At 38.6% G+C, this 17,811-nt stretch carries 23 protein-coding genes; 12 read left to right on the forward strand and 11 right to left on the reverse strand.

The genetic code is table 11. The features are described from left to right. The first annotated feature begins 676 nt into the window (after positions 1–676). The gene (locus U1E44_RS03630; protein WP_322929684.1) at positions 677–1,570 is read left to right on the forward strand and encodes a DUF3179 domain-containing protein; all 894 of its coding nucleotides are present in this window, start codon (positions 677–679) and stop codon (positions 1,568–1,570) included. A gap of 208 nt (positions 1,571–1,778) precedes the next feature. Next, on the forward strand, positions 1,779–1,949 hold the full coding sequence (locus tag U1E44_RS03635; protein WP_322929685.1) for a DUF6747 family protein: 171 nt from the start codon (positions 1,779–1,781) through the stop codon (positions 1,947–1,949). A 76-nt stretch (positions 1,950–2,025) separates the two neighbouring features. On the opposite strand, the gene U1E44_RS03640 is transcribed toward U1E44_RS03635, so the two are convergent. The 10 genes from U1E44_RS03640 to U1E44_RS03680 form a co-directional block, all read right to left on the reverse strand. Then, a complete protein-coding gene (locus U1E44_RS03640) occupies positions 2,026–2,541 on the reverse strand; it encodes a hypothetical protein (RefSeq protein WP_322929686.1) in 516 nt (171 codons plus the stop codon). 105 nt (positions 2,542–2,646) lie between these two features. Continuing rightward, positions 2,647–3,012: a hypothetical protein gene (locus tag U1E44_RS03645; protein WP_322929687.1), complete on the reverse strand. Its 366-nt coding sequence runs from the start codon at positions 3,010–3,012 to the stop codon at positions 2,647–2,649. A gap of 84 nt (positions 3,013–3,096) precedes the next feature. Next, positions 3,097–4,587, reverse strand: a complete 1,491-nt coding sequence (locus tag U1E44_RS03650) for a cryptochrome/photolyase family protein (RefSeq protein ID WP_322929688.1) — start codon at positions 4,585–4,587, stop codon at positions 3,097–3,099. Beyond that, complete coding sequence (locus U1E44_RS16750; protein ID WP_323673844.1) at positions 4,584–4,721, reverse strand: DUF2256 domain-containing protein; 138 nt, start codon at positions 4,719–4,721, stop codon at positions 4,584–4,586. Before U1E44_RS16750 ends, U1E44_RS03650 begins: the two co-directional genes overlap by 4 nt. Next, positions 4,721–5,359 carry a flavin reductase family protein gene (locus U1E44_RS03655; RefSeq protein WP_322929689.1) on the reverse strand — a complete coding sequence of 213 codons (639 nt, stop codon included), beginning with the start codon at positions 5,357–5,359 and terminating at the stop codon, positions 4,721–4,723. The genes U1E44_RS16750 and U1E44_RS03655 overlap by 1 nt, the downstream gene beginning before the upstream one ends. Before the next feature lie 21 nt (positions 5,360–5,380). Then, entirely contained in the window at positions 5,381–6,457 is a 1,077-nt protein-coding gene (locus U1E44_RS03660; protein ID WP_322929690.1) for an FAD-binding domain-containing protein, read from the reverse strand. Continuing rightward, positions 6,454–6,729, reverse strand: coding sequence for a TIGR03643 family protein (locus U1E44_RS03665; protein WP_322929691.1), 276 nt, complete (start codon positions 6,727–6,729; stop codon positions 6,454–6,456). Before U1E44_RS03665 ends, U1E44_RS03660 begins: the two co-directional genes overlap by 4 nt. 84 nt (positions 6,730–6,813) lie before the next feature. Beyond that, positions 6,814–7,215: a hypothetical protein gene (locus tag U1E44_RS03670; RefSeq protein WP_322929692.1), complete on the reverse strand. Its 402-nt coding sequence runs from the start codon at positions 7,213–7,215 to the stop codon at positions 6,814–6,816. 29 nt (positions 7,216–7,244) lie between these two features. Beyond that, a complete protein-coding gene (locus U1E44_RS03675; protein ID WP_322929693.1) occupies positions 7,245–7,535 on the reverse strand; it encodes a chaperone modulator CbpM in 291 nt (96 codons plus the stop codon). Positions 7,536–7,548: 13 nt separating this feature from the next. Next, positions 7,549–8,433, reverse strand: coding sequence for a J domain-containing protein (locus U1E44_RS03680; protein ID WP_322929694.1), 885 nt, complete (start codon positions 8,431–8,433; stop codon positions 7,549–7,551). A 165-nt stretch (positions 8,434–8,598) separates the two neighbouring features. Between U1E44_RS03680 and U1E44_RS03685 the strand changes: the two genes are divergently transcribed. From U1E44_RS03685 to U1E44_RS03700, 4 genes are all read left to right on the forward strand, one after another. Then, positions 8,599–8,829 carry a hypothetical protein gene (locus U1E44_RS03685; RefSeq protein WP_322929695.1) on the forward strand — a complete coding sequence of 77 codons (231 nt, stop codon included), beginning with the start codon at positions 8,599–8,601 and terminating at the stop codon, positions 8,827–8,829. An 87-nt stretch (positions 8,830–8,916) separates the two neighbouring features. Next, on the forward strand, positions 8,917–10,137 hold the full coding sequence (locus tag U1E44_RS03690; protein WP_322929696.1) for a PAS domain-containing sensor histidine kinase: 1,221 nt from the start codon (positions 8,917–8,919) through the stop codon (positions 10,135–10,137). Positions 10,138–10,210: 73 nt separating this feature from the next. After that, entirely contained in the window at positions 10,211–11,263 is a 1,053-nt protein-coding gene (locus U1E44_RS03695; protein WP_322929697.1) for a response regulator, read from the forward strand. 104 nt (positions 11,264–11,367) lie between these two features. Next, positions 11,368–12,207, forward strand: a complete 840-nt coding sequence (locus tag U1E44_RS03700) for a universal stress protein (RefSeq protein ID WP_322929698.1) — start codon at positions 11,368–11,370, stop codon at positions 12,205–12,207. A gap of 221 nt (positions 12,208–12,428) precedes the next feature. Here U1E44_RS03700 and trxA read toward each other — a convergent pair whose 3' ends face one another. Further along, complete coding sequence (gene trxA / locus U1E44_RS03705) at positions 12,429–12,728, reverse strand: thioredoxin (protein WP_322929699.1); 300 nt, start codon at positions 12,726–12,728, stop codon at positions 12,429–12,431. Between the two features lie 113 nt (positions 12,729–12,841). On the opposite strand from trxA, the gene U1E44_RS03710 reads away from it, so the two are divergent. From U1E44_RS03710 to U1E44_RS03735, 6 genes are all read left to right on the forward strand, one after another. Continuing rightward, a complete protein-coding gene (locus tag U1E44_RS03710) occupies positions 12,842–13,687 on the forward strand; it encodes a universal stress protein (protein ID WP_322929700.1) in 846 nt (281 codons plus the stop codon). A gap of 103 nt (positions 13,688–13,790) precedes the next feature. Further along, complete coding sequence (locus tag U1E44_RS03715) at positions 13,791–14,651, forward strand: universal stress protein (RefSeq protein WP_322929701.1); 861 nt, start codon at positions 13,791–13,793, stop codon at positions 14,649–14,651. A gap of 105 nt (positions 14,652–14,756) precedes the next feature. Further along, a complete protein-coding gene (locus tag U1E44_RS03720) occupies positions 14,757–15,059 on the forward strand; it encodes a transposase (protein WP_322929702.1) in 303 nt (100 codons plus the stop codon). A 4-nt stretch (positions 15,060–15,063) separates the two neighbouring features. Then, the gene (locus U1E44_RS03725) at positions 15,064–15,468 is read left to right on the forward strand and encodes a hypothetical protein (protein ID WP_322929703.1); all 405 of its coding nucleotides are present in this window, start codon (positions 15,064–15,066) and stop codon (positions 15,466–15,468) included. A gap of 103 nt (positions 15,469–15,571) precedes the next feature. Continuing rightward, the gene (locus U1E44_RS03730) at positions 15,572–16,438 is read left to right on the forward strand and encodes an ATP cone domain-containing protein (RefSeq protein ID WP_322929704.1); all 867 of its coding nucleotides are present in this window, start codon (positions 15,572–15,574) and stop codon (positions 16,436–16,438) included. Next, positions 16,425–17,795, forward strand: coding sequence for an MBL fold metallo-hydrolase (locus tag U1E44_RS03735; protein WP_322929705.1), 1,371 nt, complete (start codon positions 16,425–16,427; stop codon positions 17,793–17,795). Before U1E44_RS03730 ends, U1E44_RS03735 begins: the two co-directional genes overlap by 14 nt. The last annotated feature ends 16 nt before the right edge of the window (positions 17,796–17,811 follow it).

The raw sequence follows: 17,811 nt of genomic DNA on the forward strand, positions 1-17,811 counted from the left end.
CTTCATAGCAATATGAAGGGCTTTTTTTGTTGTATCACATCAGCACACAAAATAATCTGATAGCGCTCAGCAGGGTCAGAATCGATGGTACTGTCCGCCTATGGCGGAGAAGAGTAGGTCGCCGCTCCACCATAGGCGGACCCTTCATAGCAATATGAAGGGCTTTTTTTATGGTATAGCATCACAGAGCGTACAAGCGCAAACTCAAAAACAACTACACGGCATGTACCTATACCATCTTCCATCTACAGAAGACGCACCAACCCATCATTTAGAACTCACGGCGTAAACCGGGGAATGATGTAAAATTTACAAGCACCCAAATTGTTTTAATCTAAAGAATTCTCCGAAGTTTCCGTATCCACTTTCCCTTTGGTTTAATAAAAGCCTATCAAACTATACCTGCTATTAAAGTCTCTTTCAATAACGCTTTTATAGAAGAAATACAATTAATGCGCCGGCTAGCCGGTAATTTGAAATTTCTTTGGCTTTTGTTTTTTTAATGGGAGCTTTAAAAAGTTAAATGTTTCTAAAAGAGGTTAGTACAGCGTAAGACTAGCAGTAAAGAATCGTCTACATAGCTGTTGCTTATAAGAAAATGGTGGTTCATCTTTTTAATATTAAATCTGCTTTTGTCGTGCTCTATTTTTTGAAATACCGATTAATTATTTTGATTTTGTTCTTGATCTCATATGGTGGTTTCACTCAAGACTTTAAAGGATTTCAGTTATATAATGCAAGTATTCCTTTGCCCGAAATTAAGGATGGAGGTCCGGGCAAGGATGGTATACCGGCTATCGACGCTCCCCGGTTTATAAAGGCTTCGCAGGCAAGACTAAAAAATAAAGATCGGGTATTGGGTGTTTTCGAAAATGGTATTGCCAAGGCGTATCCTATTCTTATATTGAATTATCATGAAATTGTGAATGACCGTTTTGAAGATAAGCCTGTCGTGGTAACCTATTGTCCGCTTTGTGGAAGCGGAATGGCTTTTGACGGTATAGTGGGAGATAAAACACTCACTTTTGGTGTCTCGGGACTTCTATATAATAGCGATGTGCTGTTGTATGACCGCGAAACGGAATCCCTTTGGTCTCAATTAGAGAGCAAAGCAGTTTCGGGACCAATGTTAGGTTCGCCTTTGCATTTTTTGAATACGGCCAATACAACATGGAAAAATTGGAAAAAACAACATCCTGAAACCTTGGTTTTATCGGATCAAACCGGATTTTTTCGAGATTATACCAAAGATCCGTATCCCGGTTATGACACATCTTCCTCCATTTATTTTTCTGTAAGCCACAGTGATACCCGTTTTCATCCTAAAGAAATGGTACTCGGTTTAGAAATCGAAGGACACTTTAAGGCATATCCATTTTCGGAATTAGAAAAAAATAGGGAAACGATAATTGAAGACTCCTTTCAGGGGAAGGTCTTGCGTATTATCTATAACAACGAAGCAAAAAGTGCTGAAATCTTCGATAGTGCTAATAATACCATTCCGGCTGTAACGAATTTCTGGTTTGCCTGGTATACCTTCCACCCGAATACCGAAGTGTACTTTCATTAATAAATGTTTTCTTACTTTCTGATTTGTGTTTATCCATATATGCGGTAAGAATCCAATATTACAAATGTGCATTTCATCGATAAACCTAGTATTTAAAGGAGGTATAGATCGTTTGAACATTAAAATAGTGCCATATACCTACTATTTTTAATTATGAGCCAAACAGTGCTTAATTTTGAACTATATTAATTTTTAAACCTCAGAATCTATGACTAAAGTACTACTTGTTAAAAAAGTTTATTTAGATGCCTTTCGCAATCTGGGACATATGATTATTAAGCATAGTGCTAAAGCCTATTTTTGGTTTGTGGCTGTATTATTGTCCGTAGTACTTTATGCTTTTTGGTACCGAATTTTTACGGGTTTTGTGTGGGATTAACCACGAAAAGCAACTAAAAGTAAGCCCCATAACAAATTTGTTATGGGGCTTTTTTTGTAAAACTACAAAGAGACACCTAGGCTACAGATTCTAGCTTAGGCCTTTGCCGCGTATTCAACGCTTTATTAATGATCTCATTCCAACGTTCCATAAGTTGTAATTCTCCATCTAACTGTAAGTTGTCATTAAGATTATAAAATTCTAAAATAAGTTCCGGTTTTTCTTGTGCTTCAAAATGCAGGGATAGCGCCAATTGTATTATTACCGAATAATTTCCACTTTTACTTCTTACGGTTTTGTGTGGTTTCAAAGTGTAGCACTTTTGAATTTCGTCTAAATCTACAATTTGGTTAATTTCTTTATGTTTAGATCGTTTTATAAAGACCAATGCATTACTTTCTTTGCATAGAGCAATAGCAATTTCGCCGCATAGTTCGTAGTGGGTTATCGTATTATTATGCTGCGTACAAAAAGTATTAAGGGTATGAAAAAGAAGCTTTTTCTTCTTTCTTATAGATGTGCCTATCGCAAGAAAAGGGAAGATACAGATAGCCACCAATAATGCCGCAATAAAGGTTGTTTCTAAATCCATTTTTAAAATTATTTAATTTGAAATTGAATGACATAAAAGGTTTCCTAAGATTCATTTCTTAGGAATTACAGTGCCGATAAACAGCGAATTTCATTTTAAATTGGATTACCAGAAATAGTGAAATGGAAAGATAATTTTTGCTTTCCCGAAAGCGATGGGAAAGTTTTTGATACGTTTCGAATACCCTTGGAAGGCTGCCTCCTTCAGGGATTTTTTGTAGCCTGTAGCACTGAATCCATAAAAAACGGAGCATTCTTCGGGAAAAACAGATTGGCTCACTGGGCTGGCAAAACCGAAAGCCATTTCCACTATTCCGTAGAAAGGATGCGTGCCTACCGCTGTATATGTGAATCCATTATTTTCGGAAAAGATGGAATAGGATGGTTCATTGGCATAGCCCGAAGCTACAGCACTGAAACTACAGAGGAAAATGCTGTATATAATCCCTAAAAAAGGTAAAATTCTTTTCACAACACAAAGGTATGTGGATTTATCATGCAGTATCAAAATTATAAGCCAAAATTTAGGAGCTACAATTGCAGAATTTCAAGATTGTTATAAAGGTTGTTCTAGCTTTTCCAAAAAGACTTCGGCAGCGCTTAAAAGCGTGTTTTGTTTGGTTATTGGCATGTTGTTCCAGGTGCCGAGAAGCATAGACAATCGGGGATTTTTAGTAAAGAAATCGCGATGATTTTGAATAAAACGCCAGAATAGGCCATCCCATACCATTTGCCATTCTCCTTTGGGATAATTACTCATTTTTAAAATGTAATTAGATCCACTAATATAGGGTTTGGTAGCAAATAGACCTCCATCAGCAAACTGACTCATCCCATACACGTTGGGTACCATGACCCAATCATAACCGTCTACAAAAAATTCCATAAACCAACGGTAGACTTCGTTTGGGTGAAACTCGCATAACAACATAAAATTACCCAAGATCATAAGCCGTTCAATATGATGACAGTAGCCGTATTGCAACACTTTTTTTATCGTATTGTCAACGGGGTCTATTCCTGTGGTGCCATTGTAAAAAGAAGTGGGGATTTTGCGAGTAAACCCCCAAAAGTTAGCATTTCTAGCCACGGTACCCTTACACTCGTACATGCCTCTCATAAATTCTCGCCAGCCTAAAATTTGTCGTACAAACCCTTCTACGGTATTTAAGGGAACGTGCTTTGTTTTGCCAAAGGATAGTGCTTGTTGAAGCACGTCGGTTGGACGAATAAGCCCGATATTCAGCATGGGTGTTAGTACACTGTGATGCAAGAATACGGCGTCTTTTACGATAGCATCTTCAAAATCACCAAAACCATGAAATCGATTTTCAAAAAATTGATGAAGCCAATCCTGAGTCGCTTCATGGGTAAAAGGATATATCGGGTTTTTACATAATTCACCTAAATTAGTGCCAAAGTTTTTCTGTACATACTGTATAGCTTCTTCCCAATAGGCGTTTGTGTCCGGAAGCTGAATACTTGGTGGGTGTTTGTTTTTGGGGTATTTTTTCCGGTTTTCAGCATCAAAACTCCACTTTCCGCCCATCGGATTTTTCTGTTCATCAATAAGAATCCGATGTTGTATACGTTGTTCTTTGTAGAAGGAGGTTTGAAAGAAAGTCTTTTTTGTGGGTTTAAAAAAATGGGACAAGGTTTCTCTGCTGTTTATAAATAGGGGGTTTTCATACCGAAATAATGACATACCGCATTGCTGTGCCGAATTCGTCAATCTTTTTTCCAGCCAATTATCGGTTGGGTCTATAAAATGTAAACTATCATATCCGGTAGCACTTAAAAATAGGATCAATTTTCGAATATCTGATCGCGCATTTGTGGCTTCAATATAATGAACGGTTAAGCCTTTCTGTGTTAATACACTTTCATGATATTTCATAGTAGCTCTATGAAAGGCCAGTTTGGTCTTATGAAAATTAAATTCTTTAAAAAACAGCTGTTCCTCAACTAAAAATAGCGTACAACCCAGACGATAAATTTCATGATTAGCAAAAAGTTGATGTGGAAAAAGAACAGCGGCTGTTTTCATTTTTTAGGTTTATTTTGTTTACATCGCTTGCTGCAATACCGTACTTCTTCCCAGTTTTTTTTCCATTTTTTTCGCCATGCGAATGGACGATCGCAAGCAACACATATTTTTTGCGGTAAGCACTCCTTTTTCATTAATGTTTGGTAAAATCGGGAAGTTCGTTTGGCCGGGCGTAAGGAAAACGAGCAAGCTTTTTTACCTCGTAATACGTATTGAGTCCGGATACCCCCACTGAGGATAGGGTGGCCAAGTTAAGGTCGTCCTCATCGTCAAAAGCAGTATCGGGCATCTCTAGATACACAATTTCGCCAATAATTAAAAGAGTATTGTTCTGTTTTATTTTAAGGGCTTCTATAAATTGAAGGCCTATTTTAAGCCTACTTTCTTTTACAAAGGGGGCTTTAAAATTTTTGATATAGGTTTCCGTGAGGCCACAAGCGGTAAACTCGGAAGTGCCTCTGTCTACTTTTGCCGATGTGTAGTGCGCCTTTTTAATAATGGCTGTGTGTACTTGGTTTATGGTATACTTTTCAGTTTCCAGAATATTCTCGTAGGTATGTCTCGCTACCGTTTCTACGGGTCTCATTATAAAACCCAAAAGTGCAGGATCGCTACCCAGATGCATGACTGAATTAAAAATGGCTACATTGCTAAGACCGCTCCTAGAAACGCTACCAATGAGGTTGGCGGGTCGTATGCCAGCTACTGCATTAATAAGCACAATGCGTTTATTGCGATCTAAATTTGCTATGTCTTGTTGGGTAAACTTCATTTAAACATGATTTCTTAGTTGTTATTTGCAGTGTTTCCAGTACGAAAAAAAGGAGGGATAATAACCACCAACATCAAAGATCCAGTCGCGAGGTTCTTCGATACCCACGTAATGCTTGTTAAGAGGATGCTCTTTAAAAACACACTGGCGTGCCTTGGTATCTTTTTGGAATTGAGAAAACTCTCCGGTGTATACTTGTATGTCAGGAATGTTTATCCTAAGTGCCAACAAAAAATCCAAACACTTTTGCGAAATGGGATCCTTCTTAAAAAATGAAGGTTCTAACAGTAAAATACGATTTGCTTTTTCATCTTTCCTCCACAGCGGATCCATGTTGTAATAATTGTATAGTAATGTTGGGTAGTTGTTATCTATGCGGGGTGCATGAGATTCAGGCAATTGGGTAGTCATCTGGGGCACTTCGGTTTCTTTTAAAATTTCTGGACACAATATGTTTGGAAGCGTTTCGTAGGATTCATCGAGAAACGTTCCCGATTGTGTACCATAAAAAAAATGGTTTATGTTTTCTTGATTGGCGTAGTACTTTTTTTTGGAATTACATCCGGCTACCCATTGCCAGCTTAAGGCATTGCTGGCCCAATCGCCATCCAATAAATGATAATACATCCATTTTGCAGGAGTATGCCAATGACTTTTTCCAATGTTGCAGGCTACTGAGGCCACATACATGCGCATGTGGTTGTGCATATATCCCTCTTGATAAAGTGCCAAAATAGCGCTATCTATAGCATCAATACCGGTTTGGGCATGGATCATGGACTTGGGCATTTCATGATGTAAGACATTGCTTTGGGGAGATAATAGGTCGGTATTTATGGCATCTCCCTTATGTTTCCAAACCTGCTGCCAGTAATCTCGCCAAGTTAATTCTTGTATGAGTTTTTCTGTTTGATGGTAAGGCAATTTTAGAGCATAGATATGCGCAACAACCATTTTAGTTGAAACAACGCCGCGCGAAATGTAGGGCGATAGTTGTGTTACAGCACCATTGGCGTAATTCCTTGTTTTGGCGTAGGCCTCGGGATTTATCTCATCTATTTTTTTAAGGATGCGACGAAAGTCGGTTTCAAATTTCATCGCTTGCTTATCTTATTTCCGGAAATGGCTCTTTGTCGCGAACATTTAAACCTCGTTATCTCCGGATGCCGTTTTTTAAGGTGTTTTTGACTAACACCGCTTTGAACCCTTTTTCGCCAAAGTTTAAAGCTTGAGGGTTTCAAGGTTTTTCGCATTAGCGTAATAACTTCTTTTTCCTTAAGGCCAAACTGATATGTTATAGCCTCGAAAGGCGTTCTGTCTTCCCAGGCCATTTCTATGATCCGATCGATGTCGGCGAGGGACAATGCCATTTAATAGGATTTATATTGTTTAATAAAATTCAAATATAATTAAACAAAATAAAAAATCAAATGTAAAAAGGCAGAATGTACAAATTAGCCCATCAGGAGCTCAAGTTTTGCAAGCAGCATAAGTTCCGATTTGTTTTTACCGGAAAATGAGGCGGCTATTCGTTGGGCGGTTTTCCACGTTAAGGTTTTAATTTCGGGAGAAAATTGGTTTTGATATGCCTTATAGTAGGCTTCGAATTCTTCAAATAGGGTGTCACTTTCCTTATCTTCTTCCAACAACCAATCAAATACAATTTCAATTTGATAGGCCGCATCTGTACCAAATTCGTCGGTAAGATCATCCAAAGGCAGCCATTGTGTTTTAACGATTGCTCTTAATTCGGTTATTTCTGCCTGGTGTACCTTTTTATCAGCTTTGGCCATGGCGTAAAAAAGTATCCCTAAATGCTGATACAATTCTTTGTTGGGTTGTGCGAATGTAGTCATTTTATGAAGTTTTTAAGTCGTTGTTATGGTTATTCGTAGCGGGTCAGTTTATTTCGTAGTGTAATGATTTCGGTATGCAATTGCTCCACTTTTTCCAATAACTGAGTCACCACCACAATCCCTTCGGGGTTAATGTTAAGTTCGGCATACAGGCGAATGAATTTTTCAGTTTTGGGCAACGCTTTTACCGGAATACACTTCTCGTTGTTGTACTCCACAATTTCTATTAGTTCGTTTTCATATAAAGCAACCAAAACGTCATATTCTATCTCATACAGGCTGCACAAATGGGTCAACGGTATGTGGTGCGGATTTTCCATTGCGTTTGTATTTTTACTGGCGTAATGCGGCTAGGGCCGTTACCAATTCTTTTTCTTTAGGGGTGAGTCCTGTGGGCATCGTAATAGAAAAGGTGATAAAAAGATCGCCATATTCACCCTCTTTTTTATATTTTGGGAATCCTTTATTTCTTAATTTAACCGTGGTTCCATTTTGGGTTTCGGGTTTTATTTTTAGTTTCACTTTGCCATCAAAAGTATCAAGTGTTATTTCGCCACCCAAGAGTGCCGTATACAGGTCTAAGGGCACGGTACGGTATAAATGATCCCCATCGCGTTTAAAGGGAGTGTCATTTTCAATAGAAAATTGAATAAAAAGATCGCCCTTAGGTCCTCCGTTTCTTCCCGGTCCACCATGGCCTGCAATTTTAATAATTTGTCCATTTTCTATCCCGGCCGGTATGGTAATTCTAATGTTTTTTCCGTTGATGGTAAACGTCTTTTGATGGGTTTTGTATACTTCGCTAAGGGGAATACGCAATGCTGCATTTACATCTTGCCCTCTAAATTTTACCTTGCGGTTCCCGTTAAAATTTTGCCCTCCGCCCCCAAACATGGCTTCAAAGAAATCGGAAAAATCCTGCGTACCAAAATCGCTATTTTCAGATTTTCTACGCTGCTGTGTATGCCGTTGGGCTTTTTCATAAGCCTCACCGTGTTCCCAGTCCTTGCCGTAGCGATCGTATTTTTTTCGCTTTTCCGCATCGCCCAATACCTCATAAGCCTCGTTTACTTTCTTAAAATTCGCTTCTGCTTCGGTATCGTTCGGGTTTACATCCGGATGGTATTTGCGTGCCATTTTCCGGTAGGCCTTTTTAATTTCGGTCTGCGATGCCGATTTGGAAACGCCCAAAATGTTGTAATAATCTATAAATTCCAAAACCTGTTCAATTTTAGCTACGGAAAGGTAAGCTAGTAAAAATAGACAAAAAATGATCCTTGTCATATCCCTAGAAAGGGTCTCATTTTAACCAAAAATAAGATACTAATTTTTATTCAAAAAAATAAAGCAAGGAACTGTAAAGTAAAAAATTTATTGAAATTGATGATCTCTGAAACCGTACTGTTCAGCATAGGAACGGTAGGCGATAGGATCACCTTTGGTACACTCAGGGGTCGCTTTCAACAGGTGTGGTTTGAAAGTGTCCTACATTGCCTTCTCTTTGAGCCAAAAACCTTTTTATTTTTCACCGAATCCAAAACGGAATTAGGGCAGGATAGATATGGACTTTTGGCAAGGCAGTCGCTCCAAATCTTGCAAGGGATCTTGCGATAAGAACCGCAACAGGCTGTTTTAAACAAACGCGTTAGTTTTTTTTACCCAAGGGGATGGAAAAAAAGGAGAATGGGTTATCTTTGAGGTATGCAAGAATTTGGTGGTAATGACAATATCTTTGGATTACTATCCGAAGCGGTATCCGAGGGTATTCTAGTGGTAAACCATGAACAAATCATTGTAGCTACAAATAGTAGAACCAATGAAATGTTCGGATATGTAGACAAGGAACTCGTAGGACAACCCTTAGAAATTTTAATTCCCAAAAAGTATCGCGAGAAACACAAAGGTCATATTCACAATTACAATAAAAATAAGGACAAAAGGCGCATGGCCATTGGCAGAACGCTTTATGGCGTTCGTAAGAATCAACTACAATTCCCGTTAGAAATTGGTTTAAATCCCTTTAACCTTTATGGCGTTAGTTATGTTATGGCGCTCGTTATTGATGTGACGGATGTTAAGGAAAAGGAAAAACAGATACTAGAACTCAATTCTCAATTAGAAAAAAAAATAAAGGAAAGAACCAAAGAACTGCGAGATACGGTGGCCATGTTGAAACGCGAAATCCGTTTGCGTACAGAGGCGGAGGCCAAAATGAAGCAATCCCTTCAGAAGGAACGAGAACTAAATGAGTTAAAAACTAAATTTCTTTCCTTGGTTTCCCATGAGTTTAAAACACCCTTAAGCGGCATTCTCTCTTCTGCCACTTTGGTTGGAAAATATGTGTTAGAAACCGATCAGGATAAAAGAAACAGGCATTTAAAAACCATTATGGAAAGTGTACGGCATCTGAACGGTATTCTCGATGATTTTTTATCACTAGAGCGATTAGAAGAAGGTAAGGGGGTTTATGCCAAGACAGATTTTCATTTAAGTAATGTAGTGAATAATGCCATTTATAACGCCAACATGATCTTAAAAAAGGGACAGCGCATTTCGTACCCACAAAATATAGACGATGTTGTCATTTGTCAGGATGAAAAAATAGTTGCACTAACCTTGACCAATTTATTGAATAATGCCATAAAATATTCCCCGGAAGACTCTGAAATAGATGTATTAATCCGCTTGGAAAGTCGAAAAATTGTTTTTCAGATAGTAGATCAGGGTATCGGTATCCCAAAAAACGATCAGAAGTATATATTTGATCGTTATTTTAGGGCAGAAAATGCCGTTTTAACCTTAGGAACCGGAATAGGTCTGAACATTGTAAAATCGCATTTGGAAAATTTAGGAGGCGCCTTGTATTTTGAAAGTGTAGAAAATAAGGGGAGTACCTTTACGGCAGAACTTCCTTTATCGTAGTAGATGGCTTTGGGTAGTATCATTCCTGCTTTTTTTTTGTAAATTCATGCCGCTTAGCCAAACAATGAAACACATGAAGAAAATATTGATTATTGAAGATGATACTATTATTCGGGAAAATACGGCAGAATTGTTAGAATTGTCCGGTTTTGAGGTATTTACAGCATCAAATGGCGTAAAAGGTGTGGCTGCGGCATTAGAACACATTCCCGATGTCATTGTATGTGATATTATGATGCCGGAGTTGGATGGTTTTGGCGTATTAGATCGACTATCGAGTGACGCATTAACAAAGTCCATTCCTTTTATATTTTTATCAGCCAAAACCGAGCGAAGTGATATTAGAAAGGGAATGGAATTAGGAGCCGACGATTATTTAACCAAACCCTTCGAAGAAACCGAGCTTCTTAGTGCCATAGAAAGTCGCATGGCGCGCACGGCAATACTAAGAGATTTAGCCTTTAAGGAAACGGCAGAGGCTATAAAAACGGAATCCGAAATTTCGTCCATACATCAGTTAAAAAATTATATTGATGACAATGGCAGAGCGTTGCATTACAAACAAGGTGAGCTCATTTACAAGAATGGAGATCATTCCAATTTGGTATTTTTAATTGAGAAAGGCGTGGTAAAAACTCACAGTTTAGACGAACAGGGCAAAGAACTGATCACTGCCATTTATAAAGAAGATGATTTTTTTGGTTTCACCAGCTTTGTGGATAACAGTCCGTACCAAGAATATGCCTCTACTTTAGAAGACACTCAAGTGGTAGCTATTCCGAAGGAGGAGTTAAAAACACTATTGCAACAAAACCATGATTTAGCCTTAGAATTAATGCATTTTTTGGCAGAAAATTTACAACAAGCCAAAAAACAATTGCTAGAAATGGCGTATGGTTCGGTTCGCCGAAAAACGGCCAGCACCATTCTAAAGTTTGCCGAAAAACTTAATAATGGTACACACGGAAAACTTCATATTTTGCGTAGCGATTTGGCCAGCGTGGCAGGAATGGCCACCGAAACCCTTATACGAACGCTTTCCAGTTTTAAAAAAGAAGGTCTCATACATATTGAGGATAGGACGATTAAGGTTCTAGATATGGATGGTTTGCGTAAAATTCACTAAAAACGTTTAAAAAAAAATCCCAGAATAGAGGCGACATGATTTTGGTCATTTTGTGTGCAAATAAGTCGGTTTATTTTAGCCCATAAAATGTAACAAAATTGCGCATGAAGCATGTTTTAATACCCACGGATTTTTCCGAAAACGCATGGAATGCCGTTCTCTACAGTCTTTCTTTGTTTAAAAAGACACGATGTACTTTTTACCTTTTTCATGTAAACCCCCTTGTGACGTATTCCGGTGCCGAAACTTCGGTTAGGGCATCTCGCGAAAAAATTGCGGCACATCTTTTGAAAGAAAGCGAGGTACTATTGCAAGAACTTTTAACCAAAATAGAAGCATTACCCCTAAACAGTAAGCATTTATTTGTGACCTTAGCTTCCTATGATTTTTTTGTAGATGCCATAAGAAAACAGGTAGATGAAAAAAAAATAGACCTCATTGTTATGGGAACAAAAGGGGCATCGGGACTAAAGAAGATTACTTTAGGTAGTAATACGAGCGATGTAATTACAAAGGTAAAATGTCCGCTATTGGCTATTCCTGAGAATGCAGCGTATAGAAGACCTAGAGAAATGGCATTTCCTACAGACTATCTTACCGGTTACGATCTGCGAGTCCTAGAAACTTTAACAGAAATGGCTATTTTAAACAAGGCCCATATCCGTATCCTTCACATTTCTCAGCGAGACGAACAACTCACTGATGTGCAGGAAAAAAACAAAGCCTTCTTAGAAGATTATTTTAGAGATGTATCTCATAGTTTCCATTTTTTAACCGGCTCAAAATTAGAAGCTGCGGTACAATGTTTTTGCGAAAGCAGAGACATCGATATGATTGCGATGGTCGCAAAAAATTTGAATTATTTTCAACGTATTCTTTTTAGACCGGCGGTACAGGAGATAAGCTATCACACGCATATTCCTTTTTTGGTCTTGCACGAATAGCTTCTAGTCATTTCAACATCGGGTTCATTTTCTACTTCTACGGAATGAACTTCTTTTGCAAGACCACTAAGTTTTTAAAAAAGCTCGTTGCGCCTTCGGATTATTTCGTGTTTATTTGATCCTAAAATCTTCCTAATTTGAGTCGATTCTGAAAGAAATCAAGTCAAAATAAATAACGGTAAGATGTGTGTTTTTTATGCTACGGAAAAGTCGGAGAACTTTTATAAATAAGGCTTTAATGCGGTATGGAGGTCCGTTTTTTGAAGTACACCCGCCTGTCGCCAGACCGGTTGTTTATCTTTAAACAAAATCAAGGTAGGCACGCTTCGCACATGATACCTAGCCGCAAGGGATTGGTTTTTATCTACATCAATTTTTATAATTTTAAGGGTTGCGCCCAACTCGTGCTTCAACGCTCCTAAAATGGGCGCTAAAATTTTACAAGGCTGACACCAATCCGCATAGAAATCTACAAGTACAGGGGTTTGGGTACTCAAAATGGCTTCAAAGCTACTTCTCATTTAGGACGAATTTATAATTGCAAAATAGAAAATTTCAAAGTACTATGAACTGATGAATATCATCGTTATTTCGTAACTTTAAAGGTAATTTTGGAGCCTCAATTATAGTTGCTATGCGAAAAATTTTAGTACCGACTGATTTTTCCGATAATGCATTTAATGCATTAACGTATGCATGCCAGATTTTTAAATATGAGAAAAGTGAAATTTTTATAGTGCACGCCTATGCTGATGAAGTATATAGAAAATATGCAGAAAAAGAGCGCAGTTCATTTGAGGCTTTAAAAGAAAAGGTTCATAACAGTACGGTAACAAAATTAGAGGGTGTAAGGAAAAAAGGTATTGAGTTTTCGCCTAACCCGCATCATACCTATCATCTTGTTGCAGCTTTTGGCGATCTCACTGATGAAATTAATGATTTGGTGCAAAAGGAAAATATGGATATTGTGGTTATGGGTACCCGAGGGCAAACCAATGACAGGAGCATCACCTTTGGAAGCAATACACTAGAAGTGCTTCGGTATGTACATTGTCCGGTATTGGGGATTCCAGAAAGTTATACCTATCATGCGCCTAGAAAATTACTGTTTCCTACCAATTATTTGGTACCCTATAAAAAGAGGGAACTAAAATTGCTAGGCGACCTTACAGGCTCTTTTCGATCAACCATATATATGCTATATATAGATCCTGTCAGCACATTAGCGTTGCGCCAAGAGGATCATAAATTGTTCTTGAAAAGTTGTTTACAGAAGTCCAAGTTGGTTTTTGAAACCAGCGATGAAAAGGATAAAACAGTAGCCATTACTAAGTTTATTATTCATCAAAAAATAGATATGTTAGTCATGGTCAACAGTAGGTATTCGCATTTGGAAGAAATGTTACACCAGCATACCATTCGAAAAATAGGACTTCATGTTAAAATCCCATTTTTAATATTACAGAATATAAACAGATAAAAAAATGTATTGCTTATAAAATTGATTAGGGGCTCAAGAAGAAAAAAGTCCTCTTTTCAAAGACCGAGGCGATTAAAAAATGTAACCTGTAACACCTAAATAGATGTCAATAAAAAAAATAATACTACCCACAGACTTTTCAGAAAATGCCCTTAATGCCATACGGTATGCACTGCAACTTTATAAAAACGATAGTTGTATGTTTTTTCTGTTGCATACCTACACCCCGGCCATCTATCAGGCGGAATATGTGGTGCACAGTCCGGGTCAAATTGGCTTGGGAGACCCCAGACAGATGCAAGTAGAGGCGCAGTTAGTGGCACTTCAGGGGCAATTGGTTCAAGAATTTAATAATCCTAAACACACCTTTGTACGCCATGCTGCCTTTAATGTTTTTGTGGGAGAGGTATTGGAAACCATAAAAAACGAAGCCGTAGAACTTGTCATTATGGGAACAAAAGGAGCCACCGGAGCCAAAGAAATTCTGTTTGGAACCAATACGGTACATCTCATTCAGAAGGCAAAAGTACCTATAATTGCGGTGCCTCGGATGGAGGAGTATACGCTACCCAAAAACATCCTTTTCCCTACAGATTATGAAGTATCATACCAGAAAACGGCACTACAAGAATTTCTTCAAATTGCCCAAGCCAATAACGCTAAGATTCATGTACTGCACATGACAAGTCCAAAAGGTCTCACTGCGGTTCAACAGGCAAACAAGGCCAATTTGGAATTTATTTTAGAGCCGTATATCAGTCAGTTTCATGATGATCCCGATGAAACTGTAATTGGTGGTATTAATGCCTTTTTGTCTAAAAATAAAATGGATATGCTGGTCATGCTACAAAACAAGCATACTTTTTTAGAAAAATTGTTCATTGAACCCACAATTAAAAAAATTGGCTTTCATGTACATATCCCTTTTATGGTAATACCGTTTATAGACCATAATAGTGCGTAAATCTTTAGATGAGCCTAGTTTTTTATAGCCCACGGTTTACACCGTGGGCTATGGAAAATTTAATGTACAGACCGAACCGTTTTAACGGTTTATAAATATGAAACTATGCCACATTCATTCATCAAAATTTGGATACACGCCATTTGGGCAACAACAGAAAGAACGGCCGACCATGTTCATGGTTTGTTTTTATTACGTCCTCAAAAATCGATCGCTAATGTTGTGACACAAATAAAGGGTAGCAGCTCGCATTACATCAATCAAAACAATCGGATCTTAGAAAAATTTGCGTGGCAAACAGGATATGCCGATTTCTCGGTTTCAGAATCAGTCGTTGAAAAAGTACGGAAATTAGGATGTCATTCTAAAATTCCGGTACGCTCTTTAAATCAATATAAACAAAGCTAAAGTTATGAGAAAAATTGGAGTTTGGATGGATAAGGAAAAAGCACATGTTGTTGTATTAACAGCAGACAGTGAGGATTTTTATACCATCTTATCGAACATTGAATTTTTTAACCTTAAAAGTGGCTCTAAACCCGGATTTAAAACAGGAGCCACGCAGCATGTTATTCATGAACAAACCTATTTGGCGCGCGAAAAACAGCAAATGAAAGCGTATTTCAAAAAATTGGCGAAAGAACTGCAACAGGCCGATAGTGTAATGCTTTTTGGCCCTGCAGATACCAATGAAAAATTTAGAAAGGAGTTGCATGAACACTATAAAGAGATTGGACAAAAGATTAAAGCGGTACTAAAGGCCGATAGTATGACCGACAATCAGGTTAAGGCGTTTGTACGGGATTTTTACAAGTAGCCCTTAGGGTGTCCTGATGCCTAAAAAAAACTGTGAGCGAAGGCGAAGCGCCATCGCTACTACTAAAAAAAACATCCTAACCTAGCTTAAAAATGAAACATAGTTGAAGCAATTGAACATGGATATCCTAAAGTCGTCAGGTGAAAAAGTGCCCTTTTCACTAGAAAAATTACAAAATTCTTTACGCCAAAGTGGCGCCGATATTGCTGTGGTAGACCGCATTGTAGCTCAGGTACTTGAGGAGCTTTATGAGGGCATTTCTACTAAGGAAATCTATAATAGGGCTTTTGCGCTACTCAAAAAAAAGCAGCACGTCCTAGCCTCTAAATATAAGCTAAAGAAGGCCATTTACGAATTGGGACCCACCGGGTATCCTTTTGAGCGTTTTGTGGCAGCCCTACTTCATTATTCGGGCTACAAAACGGAAGTAGGGAAAGTCGTAAAGGGGGTTTGTGTATCTCATGAGATTGATGTATTTGCTGAAAAGGAAAATAAAATCGACGTAATTGAGTGTAAATTTCATGCCGAAGAAGGTCGCTTTTGTAATGTAAAAGTTCCCCTGTATATTTCTTCCAGATATCAAGATGTTAAGGGGCATTGGGATAAATTAAAAAACCAATCGAAATCCTTGAATCGGGGTTGGGTAGTAACAAATACTCGGTTTACGGCAGATGCCACTACTTTTGGGACCTGTTGTGGTTTGTTTTTGTTAAGCTGGGATTATCCTAAAAATGACGGACTAAAAGATAGGATAGATCGCTTGGGTTTATATCCTATAACCGTATCCACGCTGTTAACGCGTAGAGAAAAACAGTTCTTACTGGGCAGAGACATTGTATTGTGCCGGCAGCTTTTAAAAGATCGGTTTTTTCTAGATCATCTTGGCATTTCTAAAACTCGAAAGGAAAAAATACATGAAGAAATAAAACTACTTTGTGCGCATCAAAAGAAAACGAATGCACAAGCTTAGGGTACAATTTTTAGGGGCGGCTGGCACCGTTACAGGATCTAAAATTTATCTGGAAACCTCCGAATTGCGTGTGCTCATAGATTGTGGGGTGTTTCAGGGAACGAAAGAGGTTCGCGAACGCAATTGGAACCCACTACCCATCGATGTTTCTCGAATAGATATCGTTTTGCTTACCCATGGCCATTTAGATCATACCGGGTATTTACCTCGTTTGCTAAAGGAGGGTTTTCAAGGAAAAATTATGGGTACAGGCCCTACCTTAGCCATTGCTGAAATCATCTTAAAAGACAGTGCCAAAATTCACGAAGAAGAAGCGCTTAAGGCCAATGAAGAAGGGTATAGCAGACATAAGCCGGCATTGCCTTTTTATTCGCTAGAGGAGGCAGCAAAAGCGATCCGTACATTTGAGAAAGTGCAAAAAGACCAATGGATTAGCCTTTCTCCACATAGTAAAGTTCGATTTTTGTATGGCGGGCATATTCTAGGAGCTACCCATATAGAAATGGATATTTTTGAAAAGCGATTTGTCTTTTCGGGCGATCTAGGCCGTATAAAAGATCCACTTCTATATCCGCCACAAGTACCCAAATGGGCCGATTTTGTGTTTGTGGAAAGCACCTATGGCCATAAGCTACATCCCACTGCTGATACAGATGCCGTTTTGGCAGCATTAATTCATAGAACCGTAAATGCCCGCGGAAATCTGATAATTCCCGCATTTGCCGTAGAGCGTTTGCAAACGGTAATGTTCCGTTTATGGCAGCTGTATAGAAAAAATCGCATTCCTAAAATACAAATTGTCGTAGATAGTCCCATGGGGCAAAATGTATTAGCGGTATTTGAACAATACCCGGAATGGCACAAATTGGATGCACAAGAATACAAGGCCATGTGTGCGCATTTTAGAATGGTGAGTTCGTACAAAGAAACTTGGGAAGTTATAGACGATCCCCGTCCTAAAATTGTAATTGCAGGCAGTGGTATGGTCACCGGAGGCCGCGTGCTTACTTATTTACAACAATGGATGGGCAAATCTTCAACGCATATTTTGTTGGTAGGGTATCAGGCCGAAGGCACCCGAGGGAGGCAGTTACAGGAAGGGGCACACGAACTCAAAATTTTTGGGAAATACTATCCGGTTAAGGCAGAAATTACCGAACTACAAGGACTCTCTGCCCATGCAGACCAAGAGGAATTATTGCAGTGGCTAGGTGCCATTCAAAATACGCCAGAAAAGGTATTTTTACTCCACGGAGAGCCTACGGCCTTAGAAAGTTTCAGGGTTAAAATAAGGGATACCTTTCATTGGCCGGTTGTAATTCCTGCCTATGGCGAAACAGTGGATATATGGCTTTAAAAAAAAGAAAAGATGC

Origin of the sequence: Aurantibrevibacter litoralis (assembly GCF_034651555.1) — a bacterium.
Classification (GTDB): domain Bacteria; phylum Bacteroidota; class Bacteroidia; order Flavobacteriales; family Flavobacteriaceae; genus Aurantibrevibacter; species Aurantibrevibacter litoralis.

Coding starts and splice junctions, on each gene's coding strand:
- U1E44_RS03635 (WP_322929685.1), top strand. CDS start 1,779: ATGACTAAAGTACTACTTGTTAAAAAAGTTTATTTAGATGCCTTTCGC.
- U1E44_RS03640 (WP_322929686.1), bottom strand. CDS start 2,541: ATGGATTTAGAAACAACCTTTATTGCGGCATTATTGGTGGCTATCTGT.
- U1E44_RS03650 (WP_322929688.1), bottom strand. CDS start 4,587: ATGAAAACAGCCGCTGTTCTTTTTCCACATCAACTTTTTGCTAATCAT.
- U1E44_RS16750 (WP_323673844.1), bottom strand. CDS start 4,721: ATGAAAAAGGAGTGCTTACCGCAAAAAATATGTGTTGCTTGCGATCGT.
- U1E44_RS03655 (WP_322929689.1), bottom strand. CDS start 5,359: ATGAAGTTTACCCAACAAGACATAGCAAATTTAGATCGCAATAAACGC.
- U1E44_RS03660 (WP_322929690.1), bottom strand. CDS start 6,457: ATGAAATTTGAAACCGACTTTCGTCGCATCCTTAAAAAAATAGATGAG.
- U1E44_RS03665 (WP_322929691.1), bottom strand. CDS start 6,729: ATGGCATTGTCCCTCGCCGACATCGATCGGATCATAGAAATGGCCTGG.
- U1E44_RS03670 (WP_322929692.1), bottom strand. CDS start 7,215: ATGACTACATTCGCACAACCCAACAAAGAATTGTATCAGCATTTAGGG.
- U1E44_RS03675 (WP_322929693.1), bottom strand. CDS start 7,535: ATGGAAAATCCGCACCACATACCGTTGACCCATTTGTGCAGCCTGTAT.
- U1E44_RS03685 (WP_322929695.1), top strand. CDS start 8,599: ATGATCTCTGAAACCGTACTGTTCAGCATAGGAACGGTAGGCGATAGG.
- U1E44_RS03690 (WP_322929696.1), top strand. CDS start 8,917: ATGCAAGAATTTGGTGGTAATGACAATATCTTTGGATTACTATCCGAA.
- U1E44_RS03695 (WP_322929697.1), top strand. CDS start 10,211: ATGAAGAAAATATTGATTATTGAAGATGATACTATTATTCGGGAAAAT.
- U1E44_RS03700 (WP_322929698.1), top strand. CDS start 11,368: ATGAAGCATGTTTTAATACCCACGGATTTTTCCGAAAACGCATGGAAT.
- trxA (WP_322929699.1), bottom strand. CDS start 12,728: ATGAGAAGTAGCTTTGAAGCCATTTTGAGTACCCAAACCCCTGTACTT.
- U1E44_RS03710 (WP_322929700.1), top strand. CDS start 12,842: ATGCGAAAAATTTTAGTACCGACTGATTTTTCCGATAATGCATTTAAT.
- U1E44_RS03715 (WP_322929701.1), top strand. CDS start 13,791: ATGTCAATAAAAAAAATAATACTACCCACAGACTTTTCAGAAAATGCC.
- U1E44_RS03720 (WP_322929702.1), top strand. CDS start 14,757: ATGCCACATTCATTCATCAAAATTTGGATACACGCCATTTGGGCAACA.
- U1E44_RS03725 (WP_322929703.1), top strand. CDS start 15,064: ATGAGAAAAATTGGAGTTTGGATGGATAAGGAAAAAGCACATGTTGTT.
- U1E44_RS03735 (WP_322929705.1), top strand. CDS start 16,425: ATGCACAAGCTTAGGGTACAATTTTTAGGGGCGGCTGGCACCGTTACA.